This is a genomic window from Paenibacillus algorifonticola, assembly GCF_050481745.1.
In the GTDB taxonomy this organism is placed as follows: Bacteria; Bacillota; Bacilli; order Paenibacillales; family Paenibacillaceae; genus Pristimantibacillus; species Pristimantibacillus algorifonticola_A.
This window is the reverse complement of record NZ_JBCNGR010000002.1, coordinates 1-22,216: the sequence shown is the minus strand read 5'-3', so window position 1 is coordinate 22,216 and position 22,216 is coordinate 1. Positions and strand designations below refer to the sequence as shown.

Annotated in this window: 18 protein-coding genes and 2 pseudogenes; 18 read left to right on the top strand and 2 right to left on the bottom strand. The window is 46.4% G+C overall.

Annotated features, from left to right (window positions below; translation table 11 throughout):
* Positions 1–3: 3 nt before the first annotated feature.
* The 4 genes from minD to ABEW34_RS00380 all read left to right on the top strand — a co-directional run bounded on the left by minD (position 4) and on the right by ABEW34_RS00380 (position 3,919).
* Positions 4–795 (top strand): septum site-determining protein MinD, encoded by a 792-nt coding sequence (gene minD / locus ABEW34_RS00395; RefSeq protein ID WP_046229380.1) that lies wholly within the window; start codon positions 4–6, stop codon positions 793–795.
* A 7-nt stretch (positions 796–802) separates the two neighbouring features.
* Complete coding sequence (locus ABEW34_RS00390) at positions 803–1,948, top strand: FtsW/RodA/SpoVE family cell cycle protein (RefSeq protein ID WP_430153864.1); 1,146 nt, start codon at positions 803–805, stop codon at positions 1,946–1,948.
* Between the two features lie 158 nt (positions 1,949–2,106).
* Positions 2,107–3,045 (top strand): peptidoglycan DD-metalloendopeptidase family protein, encoded by a 939-nt coding sequence (locus ABEW34_RS00385; RefSeq protein ID WP_430153862.1) that lies wholly within the window; start codon positions 2,107–2,109, stop codon positions 3,043–3,045.
* Positions 3,038–3,919 carry a M50 family metallopeptidase gene (locus ABEW34_RS00380; protein WP_430153860.1) on the top strand — a complete coding sequence of 294 codons (882 nt, stop codon included), beginning with the start codon at positions 3,038–3,040 and terminating at the stop codon, positions 3,917–3,919. The genes ABEW34_RS00385 and ABEW34_RS00380 overlap by 8 nt, the downstream gene beginning before the upstream one ends.
* A gap of 45 nt (positions 3,920–3,964) precedes the next feature.
* On the opposite strand, the pseudogene ABEW34_RS00375 reads toward ABEW34_RS00380, so the two are convergent.
* Positions 3,965–5,202, bottom strand: a pseudogene (locus ABEW34_RS00375) (ISL3 family transposase).
* 1,599 nt (positions 5,203–6,801) lie between these two features.
* Between ABEW34_RS00375 and ABEW34_RS00370 the strand changes: the two are divergent.
* The 3 genes and pseudogenes from ABEW34_RS00370 (at position 6,802) to ABEW34_RS00360 (ending at position 11,635) form a co-directional block, all read left to right on the top strand.
* The gene (locus ABEW34_RS00370; protein ID WP_430153858.1) at positions 6,802–7,668 is read left to right on the top strand and encodes a hypothetical protein; all 867 of its coding nucleotides are present in this window, start codon (positions 6,802–6,804) and stop codon (positions 7,666–7,668) included.
* A gap of 1,562 nt (positions 7,669–9,230) precedes the next feature.
* Positions 9,231–9,590: pseudogene (locus ABEW34_RS00365) on the top strand (DUF4372 domain-containing protein); the annotation flags it as partial.
* Between the two features lie 803 nt (positions 9,591–10,393).
* The gene (locus ABEW34_RS00360) at positions 10,394–11,635 is read left to right on the top strand and encodes an Rne/Rng family ribonuclease (RefSeq protein ID WP_430153855.1); all 1,242 of its coding nucleotides are present in this window, start codon (positions 10,394–10,396) and stop codon (positions 11,633–11,635) included.
* A gap of 182 nt (positions 11,636–11,817) precedes the next feature.
* Here the strand turns inward: ABEW34_RS00360 and ABEW34_RS00355 are convergent, their stop codons facing one another.
* Positions 11,818–12,300, bottom strand: a complete 483-nt coding sequence (locus ABEW34_RS00355; protein WP_430153852.1) for a GyrI-like domain-containing protein — start codon at positions 12,298–12,300, stop codon at positions 11,818–11,820.
* A 394-nt stretch (positions 12,301–12,694) separates the two neighbouring features.
* On the opposite strand from ABEW34_RS00355, the gene rplU reads away from it, so the two are divergent.
* From rplU to ABEW34_RS00300, 11 genes are all read left to right on the top strand, one after another.
* On the top strand, positions 12,695–13,006 hold the full coding sequence (gene rplU, locus ABEW34_RS00350) for a 50S ribosomal protein L21 (RefSeq protein WP_430153850.1): 312 nt from the start codon (positions 12,695–12,697) through the stop codon (positions 13,004–13,006).
* A 10-nt stretch (positions 13,007–13,016) separates the two neighbouring features.
* A complete protein-coding gene (locus ABEW34_RS00345; protein WP_430153847.1) occupies positions 13,017–13,352 on the top strand; it encodes a ribosomal-processing cysteine protease Prp in 336 nt (111 codons plus the stop codon).
* Positions 13,353–13,366: 14 nt separating this feature from the next.
* Positions 13,367–13,678, top strand: coding sequence for a 50S ribosomal protein L27 (rpmA, locus tag ABEW34_RS00340; protein ID WP_046229372.1), 312 nt, complete (start codon positions 13,367–13,369; stop codon positions 13,676–13,678).
* A 126-nt stretch (positions 13,679–13,804) separates the two neighbouring features.
* On the top strand, positions 13,805–14,542 hold the full coding sequence (locus ABEW34_RS00335; RefSeq protein ID WP_430153843.1) for a Spo0B domain-containing protein: 738 nt from the start codon (positions 13,805–13,807) through the stop codon (positions 14,540–14,542).
* 13 nt (positions 14,543–14,555) lie between these two features.
* Positions 14,556–15,875 carry a GTPase ObgE gene (gene obgE, locus ABEW34_RS00330; protein ID WP_430153841.1) on the top strand — a complete coding sequence of 440 codons (1,320 nt, stop codon included), beginning with the start codon at positions 14,556–14,558 and terminating at the stop codon, positions 15,873–15,875.
* A gap of 532 nt (positions 15,876–16,407) precedes the next feature.
* Positions 16,408–16,968: a hypothetical protein gene (locus ABEW34_RS00325; RefSeq protein WP_430153839.1), complete on the top strand. Its 561-nt coding sequence runs from the start codon at positions 16,408–16,410 to the stop codon at positions 16,966–16,968.
* A gap of 217 nt (positions 16,969–17,185) precedes the next feature.
* Positions 17,186–17,623, top strand: a complete 438-nt coding sequence (locus tag ABEW34_RS00320; RefSeq protein WP_056039935.1) for an ACT domain-containing protein — start codon at positions 17,186–17,188, stop codon at positions 17,621–17,623.
* A gap of 45 nt (positions 17,624–17,668) precedes the next feature.
* Complete coding sequence (locus ABEW34_RS00315; RefSeq protein ID WP_430153837.1) at positions 17,669–18,955, top strand: homoserine dehydrogenase; 1,287 nt, start codon at positions 17,669–17,671, stop codon at positions 18,953–18,955.
* 35 nt (positions 18,956–18,990) lie between these two features.
* Positions 18,991–19,971 carry a homoserine kinase gene (gene thrB / locus ABEW34_RS00310; protein WP_430153834.1) on the top strand — a complete coding sequence of 327 codons (981 nt, stop codon included), beginning with the start codon at positions 18,991–18,993 and terminating at the stop codon, positions 19,969–19,971.
* Positions 19,968–20,861 carry a prephenate dehydratase gene (gene pheA, locus ABEW34_RS00305; protein WP_430153831.1) on the top strand — a complete coding sequence of 298 codons (894 nt, stop codon included), beginning with the start codon at positions 19,968–19,970 and terminating at the stop codon, positions 20,859–20,861. Before thrB ends, pheA begins: the two co-directional genes overlap by 4 nt.
* 261 nt (positions 20,862–21,122) lie before the next feature.
* A partial coding sequence (locus ABEW34_RS00300) for a LysM peptidoglycan-binding domain-containing protein (protein WP_430153828.1) occupies positions 21,123–22,216 on the top strand: 1,094 nt, incomplete at its 3' end.

Below are 22,216 nucleotides of genomic sequence, written 5' to 3'. Positions count from 1 at the left end.
CTTATGGGAGAAGCGATTGTTGTCACATCTGGAAAAGGCGGCGTTGGCAAGACGACTACGTCCGCTAATCTGGGAACGGCACTGGCTCTGCTTGGCAAGAAGGTATGTATGGTTGACACCGACATCGGACTGCGTAATTTGGATGTTGTTATGGGACTGGAAAACCGCATTATTTATGATCTTATCGATGTGGCAGAAGGTCGATGCCGCTTGAATCAAGCGCTGATCAAGGACAAGCGCTTTGACGAGCTGTACATGCTGCCAGCTGCCCAAACGAAGGACAAAAATGATGTATCGCCCGAACAGGTCAAAGACATGGTGCTGGAGCTGAAGAAGGAATTTGATTATGTCATTATTGATTGCCCAGCCGGAATTGAACAGGGCTTCCGTAATGCGATTGCCGGCGCAGACCGGGCTATTGTTATAACGACGCCAGAAAATGCTGCCGTTCGCGATGCGGACCGAGTAATCGGCCTGCTTGAGAAAGAAGGCATTGCCGCCAAAATCATCATTAACCGTATTCGTCAGAACATGGTGAAGAGCGGCGAAATGCTTGATATTGATGAAATTTGTCAGGTGCTCGCCGTTGATTTGCTCGGCATCGTGCCGGATGATGAGAAGGTTATTAAATCCGCAAATACAGGCGAGCCTACGGTGATGGACCCTTCGTCGCGCGCGGCGATTGCTTACCGCAACATTGCCCGCCGCATTTTGGGCGATATGGTTCCGCTCATGCTGCTAGACGAGAAGGCAGGCGCCTTCAAACGGTTCCGCAAGTTTTTGGGAATAGGATGATTGCCTTGTGCTAAATAAATTCAAAAAAATTGACTGGGGTATCGTCGCAATCCTGGTCTGTCTGATGGCTATTAGTTTGCTTGTCGTTTATAGTGCGACTTGGGATAATTCTCAATACGACACTTCAACTAAAAAAATGGTCTATTTTTATATTGCTGGATTTTTAATTGCGATTTTTTCTGCTGTGTTTGATTATCGTATTTTGCTGAAGAGCTGGCATGTATTATATGGATTTGGCGTTACACTGCTCATCTTGGTTTATTTTTTCGGATCTGAGATAAATAAGGCAAAGGGCTGGTTTAGATTCGGTTCATTTTCTTTTCAGCCTGCTGAAATAATGAAAATTTTTCTTATTGTTGGAATAGCCTATATAATGGGACGTAAAAAAGGCGACCGTTTAGGTTTTATGCAGGATTTGTTGCCTATTGGTACGTTTGCCTTTTTGCCCTTTGCTTTAGTTATGATGCAGCCTGATTTAGGGAATGCGATAATTTATTTAGTTATCTTGCTCGGCATGTTATGGATTGGAAATATTAAATACAAACATGTTCTTATCGGGCTAGGGCTAGCAATTGGCGGTACTATTTTGTTTGTTTCCTTATTTAATATTTTTAACACGGAGATTAAAACATTTTTAGAAGCACAAGAAAAACAGCACTGGTATGCAAGGATTAATACCTTTTTACATCCGGATACTGCAACTGCTAATCAAAGCTATCAATCCCAAAATGCCAAAATTGCCATAGGCTCCGGTGGACTCACGGGTGATGGCTATCTGCAGGGCGAGATGAAAAACGGTAAGTTTATCCCTTACCCGTACTCTGATTCCATTTTTGCTGTCATCGGCGAGGAGTTTGGGTTTCAGGGGGCAGCTGTATTATTGCTGCTGTATTTCCTGCTCATTTATCGAATTATAATAATCGCCTTCAAATGTCATGATTTACGGGCCTCCTATATGACGATAGGCATCGCGTCGATGTTCGTATTCCAGATTTTCCAAAACATCGGCATGATGATCGGCCTAATGCCGATTACCGGCATCACACTGCCATTCATTAGTTACGGCGGTACTTCGCTACTCCTGAATATGATTAGTATTGGCATCGTATTCAGTATAAAGGCTCATCAGGAAGTGTATGAGCTGGCTGAATAACCATATGAGCTGCTGCTTGGAAGGGCGCTGCCATTCTCTGTGAAGAGAAGGCGGCGTTCTTTTTCTTTTTGCCTGCTGAAATTGCATACTTGTCCGTTTTTCCTCATAAGGATGTAGAAGGAAACAAGCTCTCTGACAAGCGAGAGGGGGAGGAACGGATGATGGATACGAAGGAAGCGGTGCGTAAACGCCGAGAAGAGAAAATTAGACGATTGATGGAGCAGCCTGTTCGGGATGAATTCATGCAAGAGCGGCTTTCAAGAGTGGAATACGGTGTGCCGGCTGAGCCGCCGTCCTATCCCGTGCTGGATGAGGAGGAGCGGGATCCGGAGAAATTGTGGAAAGAAAGCCCGAATCCTTGGGATGGATGGACGCAGATACAGGATGATCAGCGAAGCCGGACGAGCCGCATGGATTATCGATATGGACATGAGTCAGGAGGACCGCCGTATGCGGAACCGCCAAAAGGTGAACGACCACATCCCTTTTTTCGCGAGCTGCGCTGGAAAATAATTGCGGCTGCTGTTTTGTTCGCCGGCATATGGGGCTTATATCAGACTGATGAGAAGTGGGCAATAGAGAGCCGAGCTTATGTAGCGCAGGCCCTTCATGATGAGCTGGATTTTGCCAGTGCGGCAAAATGGTATAAAGAAACGTTTGCCGGAGCGCCGACGTTTATTCCGATTTTTCAAGAGGAGCAGAAGGAGGCGACGGCTGCCGAAGGGACGGTCAAGCTGCCTGTCGTTGCTCCGCTTGAGGGCGGTGCTATCGTACGTACATTTGCCGAGCTGCTGAATGGGGTTGAGCTTGCAGGGTCATCGGAGGAAGCGGTAAATGCGGTGGAAACGGGCAGAGTGCTTGTAGTCTCGGAGCCATCGGATGATGGAGTAACCGTCGTAGTTCAGCATGCGGACGAACGAGTCAGCGTATATGGCAAGCTAGGGTATGCATCGGTTGGCGTGAATGATTGGGTGGAAGCGGGCGACCCGGTTGGGAGCCTGCGCAGAGCAAGCGGCGAGGAGCCGAGCCTGCTTTATTTTGCAATTAAGCAAAACGACCGCTATATTGATCCGGTAAGTGTGATCCCGCTTGGTTAAATGGAGGGGCATTCGCTGGTCGGTGCATCCGTTGTTTGTGCTGGTAATGGCGGCCTCGGTATTAACAGGTTATTTTGTCGAGCTGTTTACCTTGTTTTTAATCGTTATTGTCCATGAAGCTGGCCATGTGCTGGTGGCGCGTTATTTTGGCTGGCAAATCCGTGAAGTTAAGCTGCTGCCTTTCGGCGGTGTGGCTGAAGTGGAGGATGCGGGCAGCCTGCCAGCAGGAGAGGATGCGCTCGTGGCGATAGCCGGACCGCTGCAAAATGTATGGATGGGACTAGCTGCCTGGGGTCTCGGCCAATTGGGGCTGTGGGATTCCGAATGGTCGGCCTATGTCGTTAATGCCAATATGATGATTGGCTTATTCAATTTATTGCCGATTTATCCGCTTGATGGCGGGAAGCTGCTGCAGGCTGCCCTTAGCTATAGCTTGAATTTTTACAGCGTCATGCGCTGGACGGCACGCATCAGCCTTGTGCTCAGCGGCTTGATGATCAGCGTTTCATTGCTAGGGCTGCTGCGTCCCGCCGGCGGTATTCAAATGAATCTGCTCGTCATTGGAACGTTTCTGTTTATGACGAACTGGACCTATAATCGGAGCATCCCGTATTTATTCCTTCGCTTTCTCATGCATCGCGACCAGGTAGCGAGCCGTAAAATAGCGCAAGGCGTGCTTGCCAGCCCTATCTTGGTGGATGGCAGGCGCTCTGCGGTTTACGCTGTTCGTTTACTGTGGCGCGAGCGGTATCACCTGTTTTATATTATGGAGCGCGGCTCCAGCATCGCAAGGGTTGCTCCAGAGCAGCGTGTTGTAGATCGTTATTTAATGGAGCGTAATCCGAGTCGAGCAATTATTGATTTTTTCAATTAATAATCATAAAAATTAGGCTCTACCTCAAAATCAGTGCTTGACGGTTTAACTTGGAATACGATTGCGATTACATTCGACTAAAATGCCCGCTTTGTAATAGTCTCGGTTTCTCGTGAAATAATGTCGGCGTTGAAAAGCTTTAATCCGATTATGTCGACCCTCTACTGTCGCGTTAGTCCAGCGGCAACGATGATAATTGATGATTTCTTCTTTCCAATTATGCATTTTCTTTAGTGCGCTTTTGACCGACTCATGCTCTATTTGTTCTCCTTGTTCGCACCAACGAATGAAGCCCCTGGATGCTACATCGACATTCGGTGAATAGTCATACCATGCAGTAAAGGCTTCTTTCCATACCCAAACCTCGCGAAGGAGGTCGGAGTAGCCCAGTAGTTCATCTAGCTTTGCTTTATTTTCGGTAGATAGAGCTCCCTCTTGTGCATTCAAGAGCCCACGATTTGCCTTAAGAATGGCCTTCGCTCGTGGTGCCAGCGTTCTACCGTTTTGCGAACTTCTTGAATGGCCTCAATGATATAACCTTGAACATGAAATCGGTCTGTGATCCGAATGGCATTCGGAAAGCATTCACTGATCCATGTGTGATAGCCCCGGGCCAAATCCATTACAACTGCTTTTGGCGTTAATAATAGAAAGCCAGGATGCTGCTGGGTATAAGCACGTAATTCTTCTAGCTTTCGCCCGGGTAAAATATCGAGTAACGTTCCACCTCTCAAATCATGAATACCCGTGTTGTAGGTATGCCCTTTCTTGATGGCGAAGTCATCGACACCTAAAACTAACCCGGTGCTTTCGATCGCTTGTTTCCATGCTCGCTCGGAAAGTCGTTCGCTTTCTAAGGGAAGAGCCTCGTTATGCATCCGATGTGCGGTGCTTGCAGGCGTTTTTTGCATACGAGCGCTATGTGCTGCTGTAGAGCCAAGCACTTGCTCAACTATTCGCTCTCGAAAAAGCTTGCTGTAACGTTCTTTAGCCCTTACAAAATCGTATACCCAAACAAAACCCGAATGGCATTGCGAATATTGCATCCTGATGCTTGGAACCAAAAGATACACGTTTTTCTCGAAAACAGGAAGGTGCCGAACGGTGCACATACCATTGCTTCCTTTAAGCGTAACAAATTCGTCTGAATGGCAAACCGGACAGCATTGCTTTGGGGCTAAGGGCTTTACTTCTATATGAATTTCATCTCCACTCATCAGCAGAATCTTATGAATCGTTAGCTCTGGTATGTTAAGCATTTCATTGATATACTGGATCTGCATCTGTTTATTCCTTTTTGTTGTTGGGTAGGACTTACAACAATACAGGATTAGCGGATGTTTTTCCATTTTCAACCTTGGATTATTTCGTCAAGCACTAATTTCGGTTTTGAACCAAAAAATTATATTATTAATTTAGTTAGAGGGATTGCCAAGTCCAATTCGATACCTACCATAAAACATCAATTACGGCTTATCATCAAAATATCTCAAGGATTACTTCCGTAACAATACGTGGGTACCACGTATATGCAAAGCTACAAATATGAAATAGGAATTAGAAAAATATACTCTCATGTAATGATGAACAGTGCGCTCCATTTTGTGACTAACTGTTGCTGAAATTAAGAGGATTCTCTGTTTTATGGGACATGTTTATGGAGATAGCCATACTATTTTGGTAGTAAGCTAGAACCTTGACTAAAGTTCTGCGAATAAGGTTACGCAAGCATTAATATGCAATCCATCGTATGGATTAAAGTATATATAAGGGATAGTTTAATATTAGCTAGTTACGTAACGGTATACTGCTGCAGTGATTCATTTAATTTCTTAGATTCATAAAGTGCTTTTCCCTATTATTATTGATAGGGTTTAATTATCCTGATTTCTGTTCATGGAATAAGGTTCTTTTATATCTTGGGTGTTTTATTCACTTGATATGCCTTACAATCACTCTAGTGACTTTCTTAACATTATGAATAAATTTAAAATAGTGGTAAAATAGGAAAAATGTTAATCTGTATGGAATATAAGATGAACAATGGTAAAGGAACTCCTTCCTAGAGAAAGAAAACGCAGAAGGGCGGCTTGCAAAAATCACAATGCTGAATTCAATGCTATAGGTGAAAAGAACCAGTGTGCTTTATCGGATTATTATGCTTCTTAATAAAGTGTATACACCTGTTTTCATCACTGTCGGATAAGATCAGTTACTGGAACATGTGGCGATAGAACCATACTTCGAAATACCATGCATGATGTAACTATCGTTCGTATTCATTTATAATGCTCAGGCTAAAGGAGCAGCCATTTCAGGCGATCGGACGCTACTGAAGCAGACTTTATATCAAAATTTAAACGATGGTAATTGCGCTAATCAACCCTTTGCGTTTTGAGCTCATGAGCGGACAATTTCATAAATGTGTGACAGGCTATGATGAGTTGTTAAAGTCGATAGATCTTACTAGAGAACGTCTTAACTGACGGGCCTATGATACTAACGACATTGTCGATCTCCTTCGTGAGATTCGGACATTCCTAGCAAATTATCTCGCTAGGTTTAACGAGAACTTACAAAGCCTGATACCTTTAGATTTATCATGGTGTAAGTAGCTTAAGCTTATAAAATGACCCCAGCATAACATGCAATCCATAAAACAATTTCAATTGGGTTCAATTCGTTTCCGCAATCTAAGAAGGTTGTGATTCGTGGCCTATTCATCTTTGTATGGTTTTCTTATTCACAAATCAATCATGGGTTATTTTAAAAGTTGTACTTACTCTTAAAATATACTAATTTGGAAAATTTGATTAATAATTTGGCATATGATATTATTAAGATATTCCAATTTTGGAAAAAAATTATTTGGGGGTATTTAAATGAATTTTTTGCGAAGGTATTCATTGGTGATGATTGTGTCATTATTTATTATTTTCACAACAATCCCAGTAAGTGCTCAAGGGATTCGAGTTGATCCGCAGAAAGATGAAGTTGATGTTATTTCAGTTATAAACAAGTATTATGAAGCTGTTGAAAAGAAAGACATTGATGATATGCTTAAATATTCAATTGATAAACGTGTTGAAAAGGGCGGGAATAATGCACTAGAATTTATCAAAAGTACATTTAATGATAGCCAAATCCTCAATTATAAAGTTACTTCAATCCAACGGGTAGACTCGGAAAACTACAAAGCAACGATTCAAGAGACATGGGATATTACAGGTACATTGCCTGATTTGCCATATGTAATAACAAAGGAAAATAATTCGTGGAAAGTAGTAAAGGAAGCTTTATCAGTAGACCTTACACAAAATTCTTCTTTGAACTCAAAAAGTTCAAATGTAAACGGAAAAGTTGAAAAGCAGCCTTTAGATCAGGAATATGAAGCTAGTGCTCAAATAAGTCTCTTCGCTTCTGTTTTATATTGGAATATTGAACAGTTGACGGGTGGAAAGTATTTAATTAGTAACCAGTCTTTTTCTAAATCAGGTGGGAGTGTTGAATTGAAGGGATGGCAAGAAATAGTAACGACTGATTCCGTTTATATTCAGTATAGAATTACTAAACATGTTAACGGTACTGATGTATTTTATGGAACCGGTACGGTACAAAATCAAGTTCCACAAAATGGGACTTGGTTCTCTCTAGTTTACAGTAATGTTCCTGATGGATCAGGCTACAGAATATATTTTTCAAATATTAATAACGGTGTTATGAAAGGCGCAGGAAATGCGTACAATTAATAAAACTTAAAATTTAGAATGGTTTTAGAGGCTAATGATTATAGTTAGCCTCTTTTTTGATTAACTACCTAAATGAAAAACCGTATTATTTTGAAGTATCAGTTTTGTTCACTAGCGTTACATTTTTATTTCAAATCTTAAAAACTCTCTGTTTTATCAAAACTTGAGCATGAAAAATCCTTTTCAATAGATATGGTAGATAGACCTGTCCATAATTCACTGAAAATGTTTATTTCATGGATAGGTATACGCTATTTTTATTGTTTGGTAATGAATAGCACGAGTATGTACAACATTGTTCACAGATTGAGTTTCTAAACCCTGCAAGATAAATAGGTCAAGAGAAGCTTGAGAATGCAGCCTAACTGAATCTGTATGTATACGCTTTCAAAGAGCGAAGCAGGGCTTTGGCATGTCACCGACGATGTGTAGAGTCAGGCTTTCCAATTCGAGCTTAGACTTACAATGATCTCGATCGGTAAATAAAGTCACAGGCTTGAATACCTGATGGATCCTGATCTGCTCCATCAGGTATTCAAGCCTGTCGTCAATCAGTAATGAATTGGCAAGTTCATCGACTAAACAAACGTCGATCTATGGTTACAGAAGTAAAAATGGGCAAAGTTTCGGTAGACCAAGCGGAAATCAAGCTCCACATGCGAATTGCACATGTAGACGAAAACGACATCATTCAGGACAAAGCATAGATTACAACTGATAAGAAGATCGACCGCTCTCAGTTTGATTAATTTGGAGTTACGTATGTGCTTGACCAGCTACAAAGGCTATGAGGCATTCGATCACTACTGTGAAAGCGGCATTACATTCGTTCACGTCTGAGCCGCTGGACGATTGAAACGTTTCTAAAGTGAATTAAGTAGCATATTCAGTTCAAGCATTTTCACGGTTAAAGTGATCATGATGTTCAAAATCGGCTTTGGATTTCGTTTATCGCGTTCTTCTTGCCCTTGCTCGTGAAGTTGGAGTGAAAGGTTGAGCACTGTCTGTTGCAATTAAACCCTTGACTGACGAAATTACTGTTGCATTCCTATGCCTAGTGGTTGAATCGGACGAAGCCGAAGCCGAGCTTTTAATTTTATGAAAGGTGACGAAGAAAAGCAACCGTCTAACAGACAAGTCGCCCAACTATATACTCACACGGGCATTTTTATTTAAATTATCTAATGGGGAAGAATTCAGAGTATAGAGAATCACGAAATATGTAATGTAAGTAAATGTTTTAAATAGGTGAGTGTACTCACGTTATTTGTAATTTAGAAATTAATTATTATTCAATGTCAAATTTAAGACAGAGGCAGGAGGGATTTCAATAAGTTTAAATTCATCTTTACTTAATTGAACTCACTAGCGTTGCATTAATCTTCTCGGAATTTTCATAAGATTCTGTTCATTTTGGTAGTACACAGAAAAAAATCCTTTACAATGAATTGGAGAGGTAGACTCGTCCATAAAACCACTGAAAAGGATCTCAGCATGGACAATCATACGCTATTTTCTTCATTTGGTAAACGGCTTGCACCGATTGCACAAAAACGTTCACAACAGCCGTGGCGGACGCCCATAAGGATAAATATGCGAAAAAGCTGACAACCACCGCCTATCTCAAGTTGTTTCTGCTAGCCCAACTTCAAAACCGTGACGGCTTGCGCCATATCGCCGACGATGTACTGTGCGAGCTCGGCCTGACTTCAATCTCGGCTTCACAGCTCAGCCGCAAGCACAAACAAGTGGATCCCGAGCTTCTCAGGCACGTGTTTGAACGGTTAGCAAAGCGCGTGATGGCCAGGCAGGGGATGAACGCTCAGTGCCATAAAATCAAAATCATTGACCCCACCACTATCACGCTGTGTCTGCAGAAATTCAAATGGGTCGAATTCCGCAAGACAAAGGCGGGCATATAAATCCACATGAGACTGACTTTCCTGGACGATAGTGAGGTTATTCCTGAGAAAGCGACGGTAACCGTAGCGAAGAAAAATGATCGCACGCAGATGGAGGAAATTGTAAATGAGCCTGGTAGCAGCTGATTGCCTCGTCCGAATCGGCTCTCAGCAGAAAAAGATGAAGCACATCCTGCGAATGGTTCAAACTGAAGACTCGCAAGGAAATGTACTCTTTCTAATAACTAATCGCTTCGATTTGACGTGTGACGAAATGAGCGAGATGTACCGCAGTCGCTGGGCGATCGAGACCTTTTTAAGTGGATGAAGCAGTACTTACAGAAAAACATCCTTATGGGACGAGTAATCAGGCTGTTACCAACCTGATCTGGATTGCACTCATCGCCTTGTGCTTATTGGCGCTGGTGAAGCTGGAAATAAAGGTACAACACAGCTTACTACAACTCACGCGTTGGCCGACGAAGTTATTATGGCAGCCTTGTGGGAGCTGGATAAGGAAACTCAAGAAAAAGCCGAGTCGAACATCTCGCGGGCGACAGCGAAAGCTCGCCAAAACATGAACGAGCAAGCCGTAGGCAAGAACGAATAGATAAGTACATAAATGTATAATTAAACCAAACGGAAGAGCTACTTTTGAGAGCTGTTCGACCTCTTTCATTTCACGTCGATAATTTGTTTTTTGAATATTCACTTTTCTGGGGATCAGAGATTTTATGCAACGCTAGTGAATTGAACTACTTTAAATAACTCTTCTTATGTTAATATAAAAGAAAACGTGAGAGCTGGCGGGTGATGTTTGAGAGATGAAGCAAATGTTGATGCACAGTGACGGAGAAATGCTTCAAACAGCTGTTTTGCAGGATGGCCGGCTCATGGAATTTTTTATGGAACGGTCGGAGAAAAGCGGCCTCGTAGGCAATGTCTACAAAGGGCGTGTCATTAACGTATTGCCTGGCATGCAGGCAGCATTCGTAGATATTGGCCTTGGCAAAAATGCTTTTCTGTATATAGATGATTTATTGCATCCCAATTTGGAGAAGCAGCCGGAGACGAAGCCTTCAATTGAAGAGCTCGTTCGGCCAGGTCATGAGCTGATTGTACAGGTAATGAAGGAGCCGCTTGGCGGCAAGGGGGCCAGGGTGACGACCCATTTTACATTGCCGGGGCGGTGGCTGGTGCTCATGCCGCAGGCTGGGTACGTAGGCGTTTCACGGAAAATTGCTGCCGACAGCGAGCGTGCCAGACTGCGCGAAGTGGGCGAACAGCTGCTGCAAGGCGAGGAAGGCATCATCCTAAGGACGGCGGCCTCAGGTGAGTCTGAGCAGTCGCTTGCGGCTGATGTTGCCCAGCTTCGCGCCAGCTGGGAGCGTATAATAAGCCAGGCTGTGGAGGCAAAAGCACCAGCAGGCCTGCATATGGAGGCGGGGCTGCTGCGGCGAATCGTCCGCGACACGCTTGATATGGAAGTGGAAGAGGTATGGATTGATGATGCATTCCGTCTGCAGGAAGCAGCTGCGCTGCTGAGGGAGATGACGCCTCAGCTCGAGAAACGGCTCAAGCTGTATGACCAGAGCGTCTCGCTTGCGCTTTTTGACGCTTTTGATGTCACCAGGCAGGTCCATGAAGCATTCCAGCCGAATATTCGGCTCGCAAGCGGCGGCTCTCTCATATGGGGGGAGACGGAAGCTTTAACTGTTATTGATGTGAATACGGGCAAATTTACAGGTGCTACGAATTTAGAAGATACCGTTTTCCGCACGAATTTAGAGGCGGCTGATGAGATTGCCCGGCTGCTGCGGCTGCGTGATGTGGGCGGCATCATTATTATTGATTTTATCGATATGGAAAATGAACCAAACCGCGAGCGGATTATGGCGCGCCTGAATGAATGGGCGAGGCAGGACCGGACTAAATGCTCGGTCGTTGGCTGGACAAGGCTAGGGCTTATGGAAGTGACCCGCAAAAAGGCGCGGGAGGGCGCGGCAGGCCAGTTAACGGAGCGCTGTCCATGCTGCGGAGGAAGCGGAAGGAAGTCGCAGGCTTAAGCATGAAATAACGTTATGGAGTGTATATGCAAATTAAGAAAGCGGCCACTGAAGGGCATCCCTTTCAGTGGCCGCTTTTGCTGATTTCAGCAGGCTGAAGCTAATTTGGCTGTTCACATGCAAGTATAATACGCAATGGCTAATACGCGCGGTGACTAGTGATTCGCATTATTTTGAGCGGATCATTTTTTCATAATCGGAATCCACACTTCGCAGTGGTAATCCTCAGCGCAAGTATCGCCTTCGAAATAAACCTCCAGCTCCGGGCCTCCAGAATGCTCATAGCCAGTTGCGGGAAACCATTCCTGGAATATCCGGCGGAATACGTTTTGAAGCGAATCCGGCAGAGGACCGGTCGAAGTGAATATGGCCCAAGTAGCCGCGGGAACGGTGCGGGCTGTATATTTCTTTTCTGAATCAGCTTCATCAGGCGTCACTTTAGTGGCAATCATATAGGTGAAGGTTTCTTTATCGGGCTGGCCGTCCAGGCAGACACCGATAATAGCCCCGTCTCCTTTAGAATACAGCTCGGAAGGCGCATCGCTATGGTTGAATGCCTCCCATAGTTTAGGGATGTCGATGAAATTTTGTCCGTTCTTACAGCTAACTTCATAGGATAAGCCGACAATTTGAAAAGCTTCTTTTTCCACGATCCGATAATCCATGTCCTTGTCTCCTTTCAATGATAGCTGGAAGTATGGCGTCCATGCCGCAAAACCTTCCTTTGCTTATGGTAGCATGAACGATGAGTCGTCTACCTGTTATTGCGTGCTCGCCTTAGACAGATGTTTTTATAAAAAGCGTTTTATAAGACTGGCCTCATTATACAAAATTAAAATCATTGGGACAATGAAGCGGGAGAAATCGTTTTATTGCTAGACAAATTCGGAGAAAGGAGGTTGCTTGATTCCATTTTGTATGCTAAAATGTTCAAGTATGTCTGATTGTTATATGCAGCGGACTTGCAGATACCGCTCCGATCGGGTACAAGCAATAGCAGCCCATGCTGCCATTCACCTGGATTAGGCGAGTCTTCGACAATAAGGAGGTGCACTCACAATGTTCGCAATTATCGAAACTGGCGGCAAGCAATACAAAGTTCAGGAAGGCGATGTGCTTTTCATCGAAAAACTGAACGCCAATGCAGGCGAAAGCGTAACGTTTGATCGCGTGTTGGCTGTATCCGGTGCTAACGGTCTTGTAACTGGTACTCCAGTTATTTCCGGCGCTACTGTTTCTGCTACTGTTGAAAAACAAGGCAGAGGCCAAAAGATCATCGTTTACAAATACAAAGCCAAAAAGAACTACCGTCGTAAGCAAGGTCATCGTCAACCGTACACAAAAGTAACGATCGGCAAAATCCAAGCGTAAGAGGATTATTATGATCACGGTTACGATTGTACGAAATGCTGACAAGCGGATTACATCGTTTAAGATTAAAGGTCATGCGAAGTATGCGAAGCTCGGCAAAGACATCGTCTGTGCTGGCGTATCGTCTGTATCAGTCGGTACGGTCAACTCGATTGAAGCTCTGGCAGATGTGAAGCTTCCTTATGTAATGGATAATGGATGGCTATCATCGGATATTCCGGTTTTAGCTGATCAGGAAACCGCTCATAAGGTGCAGCTGCTGCTGGAGTCGATGATCGTGATGCTTAATACGATTGCAGAGTCCTACGGAAAATATGTTGTGATTAAACAACAATCTCTTGAATGAGGGAGGGAAATCTCATGTTGAAACTGAATCTTCAGCTTTTCGCTTCGAAGAAAGGTGTAGGTTCCACAAAGAACGGACGTGACAGTCAATCGAAGCGTCTCGGCGCTAAACGTGCTGACGGTCAAACCGTATCTGCTGGAAGCATCTTGTTCCGCCAACGCGGAACAAAAATTCACCCAGGAACTAACGTAGGCATCGGCAAAGACGATACGCTTTATGCGAAAGTCGAAGGCGTTGTAAAGTTTGAGCGTTGGGGACGCGATCGCAAAAAAGTGAGCGTGTATCCAGTGGACCTGGCTCCAGTAGCCGCAGCAGTAGAAGCATAATAGCAGCAAATGCCCCGGCCTCGCGTGTAGGCCGGGGCATTTGCTGCTTAAAGACCTATCGGCTAATGCAGCGACATGTTATACTGAATTAGCTGGGAAACATGCGGGAGAAAGTGGGATCAATGAATGGATCGCATTAAATCGGCAAAGCACATCGCGGCTTTTTCTATTGTGCTACCGGCTGTGGCTATGCTTGTATGGCCTTCGTCAGTCTGGCTGCTTGTGCTTTTCATGCTTTGGTTTGCGGCTGCTGCAGCCATCTGGATTTGCTCGGAGCGGCGTGAGCATAAGAAGCAGCTCGCGCTTACGATACACAGCCTGCAGGCCGCGGGGATGAGGACGCTTAACCATCATCGGCATGACTGGATGAACGACCTGCAAGTGCTATATGGCTACACACGGATGCAGAAACCGGATAAAACGGTGGAATATGTGGAGAAAATAAGGGCAAAGATGCTTACGGAGAGCCAAATTTCAAAGCTCGGGGAGCCAGCGCTCGTCAGCTACATTCAGGGCTTTCGTACACTGACAAGCTCGCTTGAGCTGAAGGTGGACATTGAGCAGGATTTGAATTTGGTTGAGCTGCCGCTTGCTGGCACCGAAATCGCCGAAGCATTAATTGGTATAATGAATGGCTATCGTCTGGCGGTTAAGCCTGGTTTTGGCGAAGTCGCCGTTCTTACGCTGGCACTGGATTGGGACGGGCAGCAGCTCCACGTTGCTTTCGATCTGGAAGGCGAGCTAATTGACGAGCAACAATTGAAGGATCAAATAAAACAGCAGTTGAAAGGCGCGACTTTGCAGGCGGTCGATATTGAACATCCGCAGGAGGAAATACGGCTTAAGGCGGAAAAGCGCGCTTGAACGGGGGCACAACATGTTTGTCGATAAAGCGAAAATATTTGTAAAAGGCGGCAACGGCGGCGACGGCATCGTCTCCTATCGTCGTGAGAAATACGTACCGGAGGGCGGACCTGCCGGTGGTGATGGCGGTAAAGGCGGAAATATTATTTTTCGCGTAGATGAAGGCTTGCGCACGCTGATGGATTTCCGCTACCAGAAGCATTTTAAAGGCGAGCGCGGCGAGCGCGGCAAAGTGAAGAGCATGCATGGTGCAGGTGCGGATGATATGATCGTACGCATTCCTCCCGGCACGATCATTATTGACGATGACTCGCAGGAAATCATTGCCGACATGACACGCCATGGCCAGGAAATTATTGTAGCAAAAGGCGGACGCGGCGGACGCGGCAATACAAGATTTGCAACGATTAACAACCCGGCTCCAGATATTGCCGAGACGGGTGAAGAAGGTGAAGAACGCTGGATTGTGCTTGAGCTTAAGGTAATGGCAGACGTAGGTCTGGTCGGATTCCCAAGCGTAGGCAAGTCTACCTTGCTGTCGGTCGTATCCGGGGCCAAGCCGAAAATCGGCGCGTATCATTTTACAACGCTAACGCCGAATTTAGGGGTTGTAGACGTTGGCGATGACCGCAGCTTCGTAATGGCGGATTTACCGGGATTAATCGAAGGCGCGCATGAGGGCGTAGGTCTGGGACATGAGTTTTTACGCCATGTCGAGCGTACTCGCGTAATCATCCACGTGCTGGATATGTCCGGCTCTGAGGGGCGCGATCCATTTGAGGATTGGCTGCAAATCAATGAAGAGCTGGTGCTCTACAATGAGAAGCTGGCTGACCGTCCGCAAATTATTGCAGCTAATAAGATGGATATGCCGGAAGCGGCCGAGCACTTGGAGATGTTCAAGCAGCAGCTGGAGGAAGTGCGCGGCGAGAAGGAATACCTTATTGTGCCGATGTCTTCCTTGACGAAGCAGGGTGTTCAGGAGCTGTTGTACAAGGCAATGGATACGCTGGAGTCGGTTCCAGATGATCTGGAAATCGAAGAAGTGAAGGATGTTACGGAGCGCAAGGTGTTTACGTTCGAGAAACGCGAGGAATCCAGCTATACGATTCGCAAGGAGAACGAGCTGTACGTTGTCGAGAGCGAAAGCATCGAGAAATATTTAAAGCGTATGAAGGTCACTTCGTATGACTCAGTCATGCGTTTTGCCCAAATTATGCGGAAAATGGGTGTTGATGCAGCGCTGCGCAAGCATGGCGCTAAAGATGGCGACACGGTGCAAATCGGCGATTTCACCTTTGAGTTTTTTGAAGGCAGCGACTATATGGCTTAATCGAATATTGGCACAAGGAGACGGCGCATGCCGTCTTTTTTTATTTGCTGAATGCGCTGTATTTTCAGAAAATGATGCTAAAGCTGTTACAACCTGCTCAAAAAGGTGTAATAGCTATACAGGGCAGCATACTGATTCGGCGTAAATGAAGTATATGCAAGTAGAGATAATTACGATGGTGAGTAATCCGTTTGGCCGGGTGCTTGCAGCGATGAGGCGGGGGATGGAGGTAGAGGGGCCTCAGTTTCAGTGGACCTGACATGGCCCGAGATGGATAAAAAGCTGGAAGACGGCAATGTGACGTTTGCGATTCGAAGCTTATGATTGAGGGCTCGATCGATAAAACACACTCCATTTGGCTGTTGGGAACGACACTTTCAAAAGAAGGCGTTTCACAAATTACGGTGACCTGATCGGAAAATTGACTGGCTGAAACCGCGTCATTGATATATTTAAAAATGGTGAATGCTGGCCGTCTCCTTCTTTATGTGGTAATATTGCTTTTGCTTATGAAATGAGAGGATGTTAGAACATGAAAAAAAATAGATGGTTTTCTTTATTGTCTGTTGTTATTATAGCGGGTGTCATAAGCGCCTGCGGCAATAATGCTGCTGGTGGAACCCATTCAGCTCCACAGGAATCAGCGAGCGCAGCGCCGGGAAATACAGCGGAAAGCGCAAGCCCTGGAGCGGAAGCGACGCCAAGCGATGCCGTTGCATCTCCTTCAGATGAGGGAAAAGCAGAAACAAAGGGTGATGGACAATCATCTGCAAGCGCAAGACCCGATTATTTGCCTGCCGATTTCCCGATTCCCGATGATGCGGTTATTATAAATTCGACTGAAAATATCGATAACGGCAAAAAATCGGTTTTGCTTGTTTTTAAGACGAAGGAAGACTTCGACAAGCTAGGCCAATCCTATAAAGATTATGTAAATGAAAAGAAGCTGGAGGACGGCGCCCAGACGATCGATGATAAAAATATTATTATTCAAGGGACGATTTCCGGCTCCGAATTTATTTCAATCATTGGCGGTAAACTAGCTTCAGAAGAAGGAGTTTCCGAGCTGACTGTAAGTTGGACAGAGCAGTAGACCGCGCTGCATGCGAGCCAGACGCTTTGCCGTAATAACGGCCCGTTATATGTAATTGAATCCGTTCCCTGCGAAGCTTGCCTTTGCAGGGAACGGTTTTTTTTGAATCCTATTCCCGTTTAAAAGCGGATTATCATTTAAACCTATTGCCCCAGCCTTATGATTCCGCTATAATGTCCTTTATAGAAGAACAAATGTCTTTTTAGGGGGGACGGAAGTGACGCAGCGGTATTTTGCTGTACGGGAGGATATGCTGCCGGAAGCCATTCTCAAGACATTGCAGGTAAAGGAAATGCTTGCCAGAGGGGAAGCGGCAACGGTGCATGAGGCAGCCGAGAAGGCGAACCTGAGCAGGAGCGCTTTTTATAAGTATAAGGATGGCGTTTATGCGATGCATCAGATTAACCGTGAGCGGCTGGTGACGATATCTATGGAGCTGGAGCATCGTTCGGGCGTGCTGTCAAAGGTGCTGTCGCTTGTGGCGACGCATGAAGGCAATGTGCTGACAATGAACCAAAGCATTCCTCTGCAAGGACTTGCCCATGTGGTCATTTCAGTTGACGTTTCCCAGCTCAGCGGGGATTTGGACTCTTTAATGGATGTTATTCGCAGCCAGCAGGGCGTACGTAAAGCCGCCGTAATCGGGCAAGGCTGATGAAATAGAACGATATATTATTGAAGGATAAATGGAGGGTATCATATGAAACCAATTAAAGTAGGTTTGTTAGGGCTTGGAACAGTAGGAACAGGTGTCGTCCGCATTGTGGAAGGACATCAGGAGGATCTGCAAAGCCAGACCGGCTCGGCAATTGAAATTGCGAAGGTGCTGGTCAGCAACAAAAGCAAAGCGCGCGACATTTCGATCGATCCGTCCAAGCTGACAGAAGACCCTTGGGAAATTATCCACAATCCGGACATTGATGTGATCGTCGAAGTAATGGGTGGTATTGAACAGACGAAGCAATATATTATTGAAGCTTTATCGCGCGGCAAGCATGTCGTGACTGCCAATAAAGATTTGATGGCGCTGCATGGGACGGAAATACTGGCTGTTGCTCAGGAGCATGGCTGCGATGTGCTTTATGAAGCGAGCGTAGCTGGCGGCATTCCAATTATCCGCACTTTGATCGAAGGCTTCTCCTCCGACCGGATTACTAAAATTATGGGTATCGTTAACGGCACGACGAACTATATTTTGACGAAAATGAGCCAGGAAGGCGCTTCGTACTCCGATGTGCTTAAGGAAGCTCAAGCACTCGGCTATGCGGAGTCTGATCCGACCTCTGACGTTGAGGGGCTGGATGCTGCGCGCAAAATGACGATTTTGGCGACGCTTGGCTTCCGTGCCAATGTGGCCTTGGATGATGTATCCGTTCAAGGGATTTCATCGGTCAGTCGCGAAGATATCCAATATGCGAAGCGTCTGGGCTATGAGCTTAAGCTGCTTGGCATCGCAGAGCGTCAAGATGACGAGTTCAGCATTAGCGTACAGCCAACGATGGTTAAGCATTCGCATCCTATCGCGTCAGTCAATGGCGTTTTCAACGCCGTATATGTACATGGCGAGGCAGTTGGAGAAACGATGTTTTATGGTCCGGGCGCTGGCGGCATGCCTACGGCTACATCGATTGTTGCCGATCTCGTTGCCGTTGTGAAAAACTTGAAGCTTGGCGTTAACGGCAAACAAAACATTATGACCTATAAGGAGAAGAAGCTCAAAACTGATGAGCAGATTTCCTCAAAATATTTCCTGCTTCTCCATGTAGCAGATCGCGCAGGCGTGCTAGCGCGCATTACTCAAGTTTTTGCAGACTTTGAAGTAAGCTTGGAGTCGGTTCTGCAACAGCCGAATCCAGTCAATCCAGAGGCAGAAATAATCGTTATTACACATGATGCGAATAAAGCAGCGATGCAGAAGGTATTGCAAACCTTTGAAGAGCTGGATGTTGTCCGCAAGGTGAAAAGCGTGTATCGCGTTGAAGGTTAAGCCAACACTAGCAATCGAAGGAGCTTTATAACGTTATGAATAACCGTCGTGTAATCGTAAAGGTGCCTGCGAGCACTGCTAATTTGGGTCCAGGCTTCGATACGCTGGGCATGGCGCTTTCCTTGTATGCTTGGGTTGAAATGTCGGTTGCTGAGCATACGGTATTTCGCTTGTACGGAGACGAAATGAAAGGCATCCCTGAGGATAAGTCAAACTTGATTTATAAAGTGGCGCAGCTTGTATTCAAGGAAGCGGGCGTACAAGTACCAGAGCTGGACATTGCGATGTACAGCAATATTCCGCTTACACGCGGACTTGGCAGCAGCGCTTCAGCCATCGTGGGTGCGCTGGTTGCCGCCAATGCGTTAATCGGCAGTCCGCTGTCGGATGATAAGCTGTTTCAGATGGCAACAGCACTGGAGGGCCATCCGGACAATGTAGGCGCGTCTCTGTTCGGCGGCATTGTCGTATCCGCTTGGTGGGATGGAGAGCGGGCAGATTATGTTCGTCTGGCGCCGCATGAGAAGCTGGAGACGCTCGTTGCGATACCCTCCTTCCAGCTGTCTACGGAGAAGGCGCGCCATGCGCTGCCGAAACAAATCAGCATGCAGGATGCGGTCTTTAATGTGAGCCGCAGCTCGCTGCTCGTTGCGGCGCTTGCGAGCGGCGAGCTTGGGCTCATTCGCCATGCGATGCGGGATCGCCTGCATCAGCCCTACCGGGCAGCACTTATTCCCGGGATGGCTGAGATTTTGGCTAAAGCAGCCGATTTTGGCGCGCTGGGAGCAGCTTTAAGCGGCGCAGGCCCAACGCTGATCGCATTTGTAGAGTCGGACAGTCCTCGCAAGCAGGAGTTGGAGCATTTTCTGCTGGAGACGTTGAAGCAGGAAGGAATTGAAGCACAGACGCTATGGCTGAAGCCATGTGCGGAAGGACCGAGCGTGACTATAGAGCAGGCAAAGGCTGGCACAAAATCGCTGGGTTTGCTTGAGCGGATTAGAGGAGAGGCCGTATGAGTACGACGAAATCAGTTGCTTTGCTGCCGGCGGGCTCAGTATCAGACGAAGCGGCACGGCAGCTTTTTGCAGGAGAAGAAGTAGTGTGGAAGCATCATCGGCTTATTGCCGATGTGTTCCTGTCGACGGTCAAAGGGGAAAGCGGCTATAGCATTATCCCGATCGAGAACACCATTGAAGGCTCGGTTAGCCTGCATATGGACTGGATGGTTCATGAAGTGGACTTGCCGATTCAAGCCGAATGGGTATATCCTTCGATACAAAATTTAATCGGCCGTCGTTCGGAGCTGACGAATGAGTATGGCATCGTAGATTATTCCCGTGTGAAAAAAGTAATCAGCCATCCCGTTGCAATGGCGCAGTGCCTGCAGTTTCTTAGAAGCGAAATCCCCCATGCTGAGACGGAGCATGTCGGAAGTACGTCTGAAGCGGTGCGTATCGTACGCGACAACCCGGGAGCAGGCTGGCTGGCGATAGGTACTTCAAGAGCGGCGGCGAACAATGAGCTGGATATTTTGCAGGCGAGCATTACCGACCACAGCAACAACTATACGCGGTTTTTGCTCGTTGGCGAGCAGCCTTATACGGCGCGGCATTCTGATTTCAAGAAGACGAGTATTTTGGTGAATTTGCCGGATGACTATCCAGGCGCTCTGCATCAGGTGTTGTCAGCGTTTGCATGGCGCCGCATCAATCTGTCGCGTATTGAATCGCGTCCGACGAAGAAGAAGCTGGGCAATTCTTATTTTTATATCGACATTGAGATGTCTCTTGATACGGTGCTGCTGCCGGCAGCGATTGCTGAAATTGAAGCCATCGGTTGTCAGGTGCGGGTGCTTGGTTGTTATCCAAGCTTTACGTACGAGCAGCTTCAGCAGTCTAATGGGTAACTTGGGGATATGTGGCAGGTGGCCGCATGTCATACTGGGTGTAAGGTTAGTTTAAGCGGCCGGATTAGGCCGATGGAATTAAATTTTGCTAATAGCGAGACGCACAGCTTCTGGGAAGTTGGCTGCGGCTCGCTATTTTTTTTTCAAAGTTGGGGACACCTGCCCATGTGCTGCATAGGATATAAAGATTGATAGCAAGCATGCATGCACGGTAGCAAGCATACTAGTTATTTAAAGAACGTGACAGGAGGTTGTCGGCAAGTGAAAATTTATGTAGTGAAGAAAGGCGATTCTCTCTACTTAATCGGTCAGAAGCACCATGTTACGGTTGAGGAGATTTTGAAGCTTAATCCTTCCATTACGAATCCAGACGTCATTGAGGTGGGTATGAAAATTAAAATCCCGTCTTCTTCCCATGAAACGGGTGGAATGGACATTATGCACCAATATGTGGTGAAGCAGGGGGATACGCTGTGGAAACTGTCCAAAGCATGGGGAGTTCCGCTCGCGGATATGATCAAAGCGAATCCTCAACTTAAAAATCCCAATGTGCTCATGACAGGCGAAATCGTCAATGTGCCTAAAGCGGGGCATATGACGACTACACCGGCTACAGAAACGGGAACCGCAGCAGGAATGGGGACGACGGCAGCGGGAACAGGAACAGGCGGTCATACAGGACATCATGCTCTTCACCCGCTGTCGGTCATGCAAGGCGTACAGCAATGGGTTGGCGGTAAAAAGCCGACAGGACAAATACCTGGCAAAACGCCGACTGCGCCAATAACGAAGACACCAACCGCTCCGATTGCGAAAACGCCAACTGCACCAATAACGAAGGTGCCAACCGCCCCCATTGTGACGCCAACATTACCAGAGGCAGAGGCAGAGGCAGAGGCAGTACCGGCACCGCTGCCAAAACCGCTGCCGATTGAGAAGCCAGTGGAGAAAAAGATGTACCCGGTTTATTCTCATCATCAGCAAAGCGTTGACTTGTTTATGCAATACGGTACGCCTGCGGTAGAAGCTTCATCGACTTACCCGACCACAGTTGTGTCTCCTGCTGCAACTGCACCTTCTTTACCGCAATACGGAGGCTACAGCATGCCTACAACGGTATCACCTACACAAACAGGTGGTTACGGTCATTGGCAACAGCCGACTATGGTTAGCCCTGTGAGCCAGGGAGGAGGAGGCTATAATCCGTGTCCTCCCGGGATGTATCCGATAGGCGGTATGAGCAGTGGCTATGGCTATGGTGGAATGGTGTCGCCAGCAGAAACACAAGGCTACGGCTATGGTGGAATGGTATCGCCAGCAGAAACGCAAGGCTACGGCTATGGTGGAATGGTATC

Excerpts from the sequence above, each read along its gene's own strand:
- minD (WP_046229380.1), top strand. The coding sequence starts at position 4 with ATGGGAGAAGCGATTGTTGTCACATCTGGAAAAGGCGGCGTTGGCAAG.
- ABEW34_RS00385 (WP_430153862.1), top strand. The coding sequence starts at position 2,107 with ATGATGGATACGAAGGAAGCGGTGCGTAAACGCCGAGAAGAGAAAATT.
- ABEW34_RS00370 (WP_430153858.1), top strand. The coding sequence starts at position 6,802 with ATGAATTTTTTGCGAAGGTATTCATTGGTGATGATTGTGTCATTATTT.
- ABEW34_RS00360 (WP_430153855.1), top strand. The coding sequence starts at position 10,394 with ATGAAGCAAATGTTGATGCACAGTGACGGAGAAATGCTTCAAACAGCT.
- ABEW34_RS00355 (WP_430153852.1), bottom strand. The coding sequence starts at position 12,300 with ATGGATTATCGGATCGTGGAAAAAGAAGCTTTTCAAATTGTCGGCTTA.
- rplU (WP_430153850.1), top strand. The coding sequence starts at position 12,695 with ATGTTCGCAATTATCGAAACTGGCGGCAAGCAATACAAAGTTCAGGAA.
- ABEW34_RS00345 (WP_430153847.1), top strand. The coding sequence starts at position 13,017 with ATGATCACGGTTACGATTGTACGAAATGCTGACAAGCGGATTACATCG.
- rpmA (WP_046229372.1), top strand. The coding sequence starts at position 13,367 with ATGTTGAAACTGAATCTTCAGCTTTTCGCTTCGAAGAAAGGTGTAGGT.
- ABEW34_RS00335 (WP_430153843.1), top strand. The coding sequence starts at position 13,805 with ATGGATCGCATTAAATCGGCAAAGCACATCGCGGCTTTTTCTATTGTG.
- obgE (WP_430153841.1), top strand. The coding sequence starts at position 14,556 with ATGTTTGTCGATAAAGCGAAAATATTTGTAAAAGGCGGCAACGGCGGC.
- ABEW34_RS00325 (WP_430153839.1), top strand. The coding sequence starts at position 16,408 with ATGAAAAAAAATAGATGGTTTTCTTTATTGTCTGTTGTTATTATAGCG.
- ABEW34_RS00315 (WP_430153837.1), top strand. The coding sequence starts at position 17,669 with ATGAAACCAATTAAAGTAGGTTTGTTAGGGCTTGGAACAGTAGGAACA.
- thrB (WP_430153834.1), top strand. The coding sequence starts at position 18,991 with ATGAATAACCGTCGTGTAATCGTAAAGGTGCCTGCGAGCACTGCTAAT.
- pheA (WP_430153831.1), top strand. The coding sequence starts at position 19,968 with ATGAGTACGACGAAATCAGTTGCTTTGCTGCCGGCGGGCTCAGTATCA.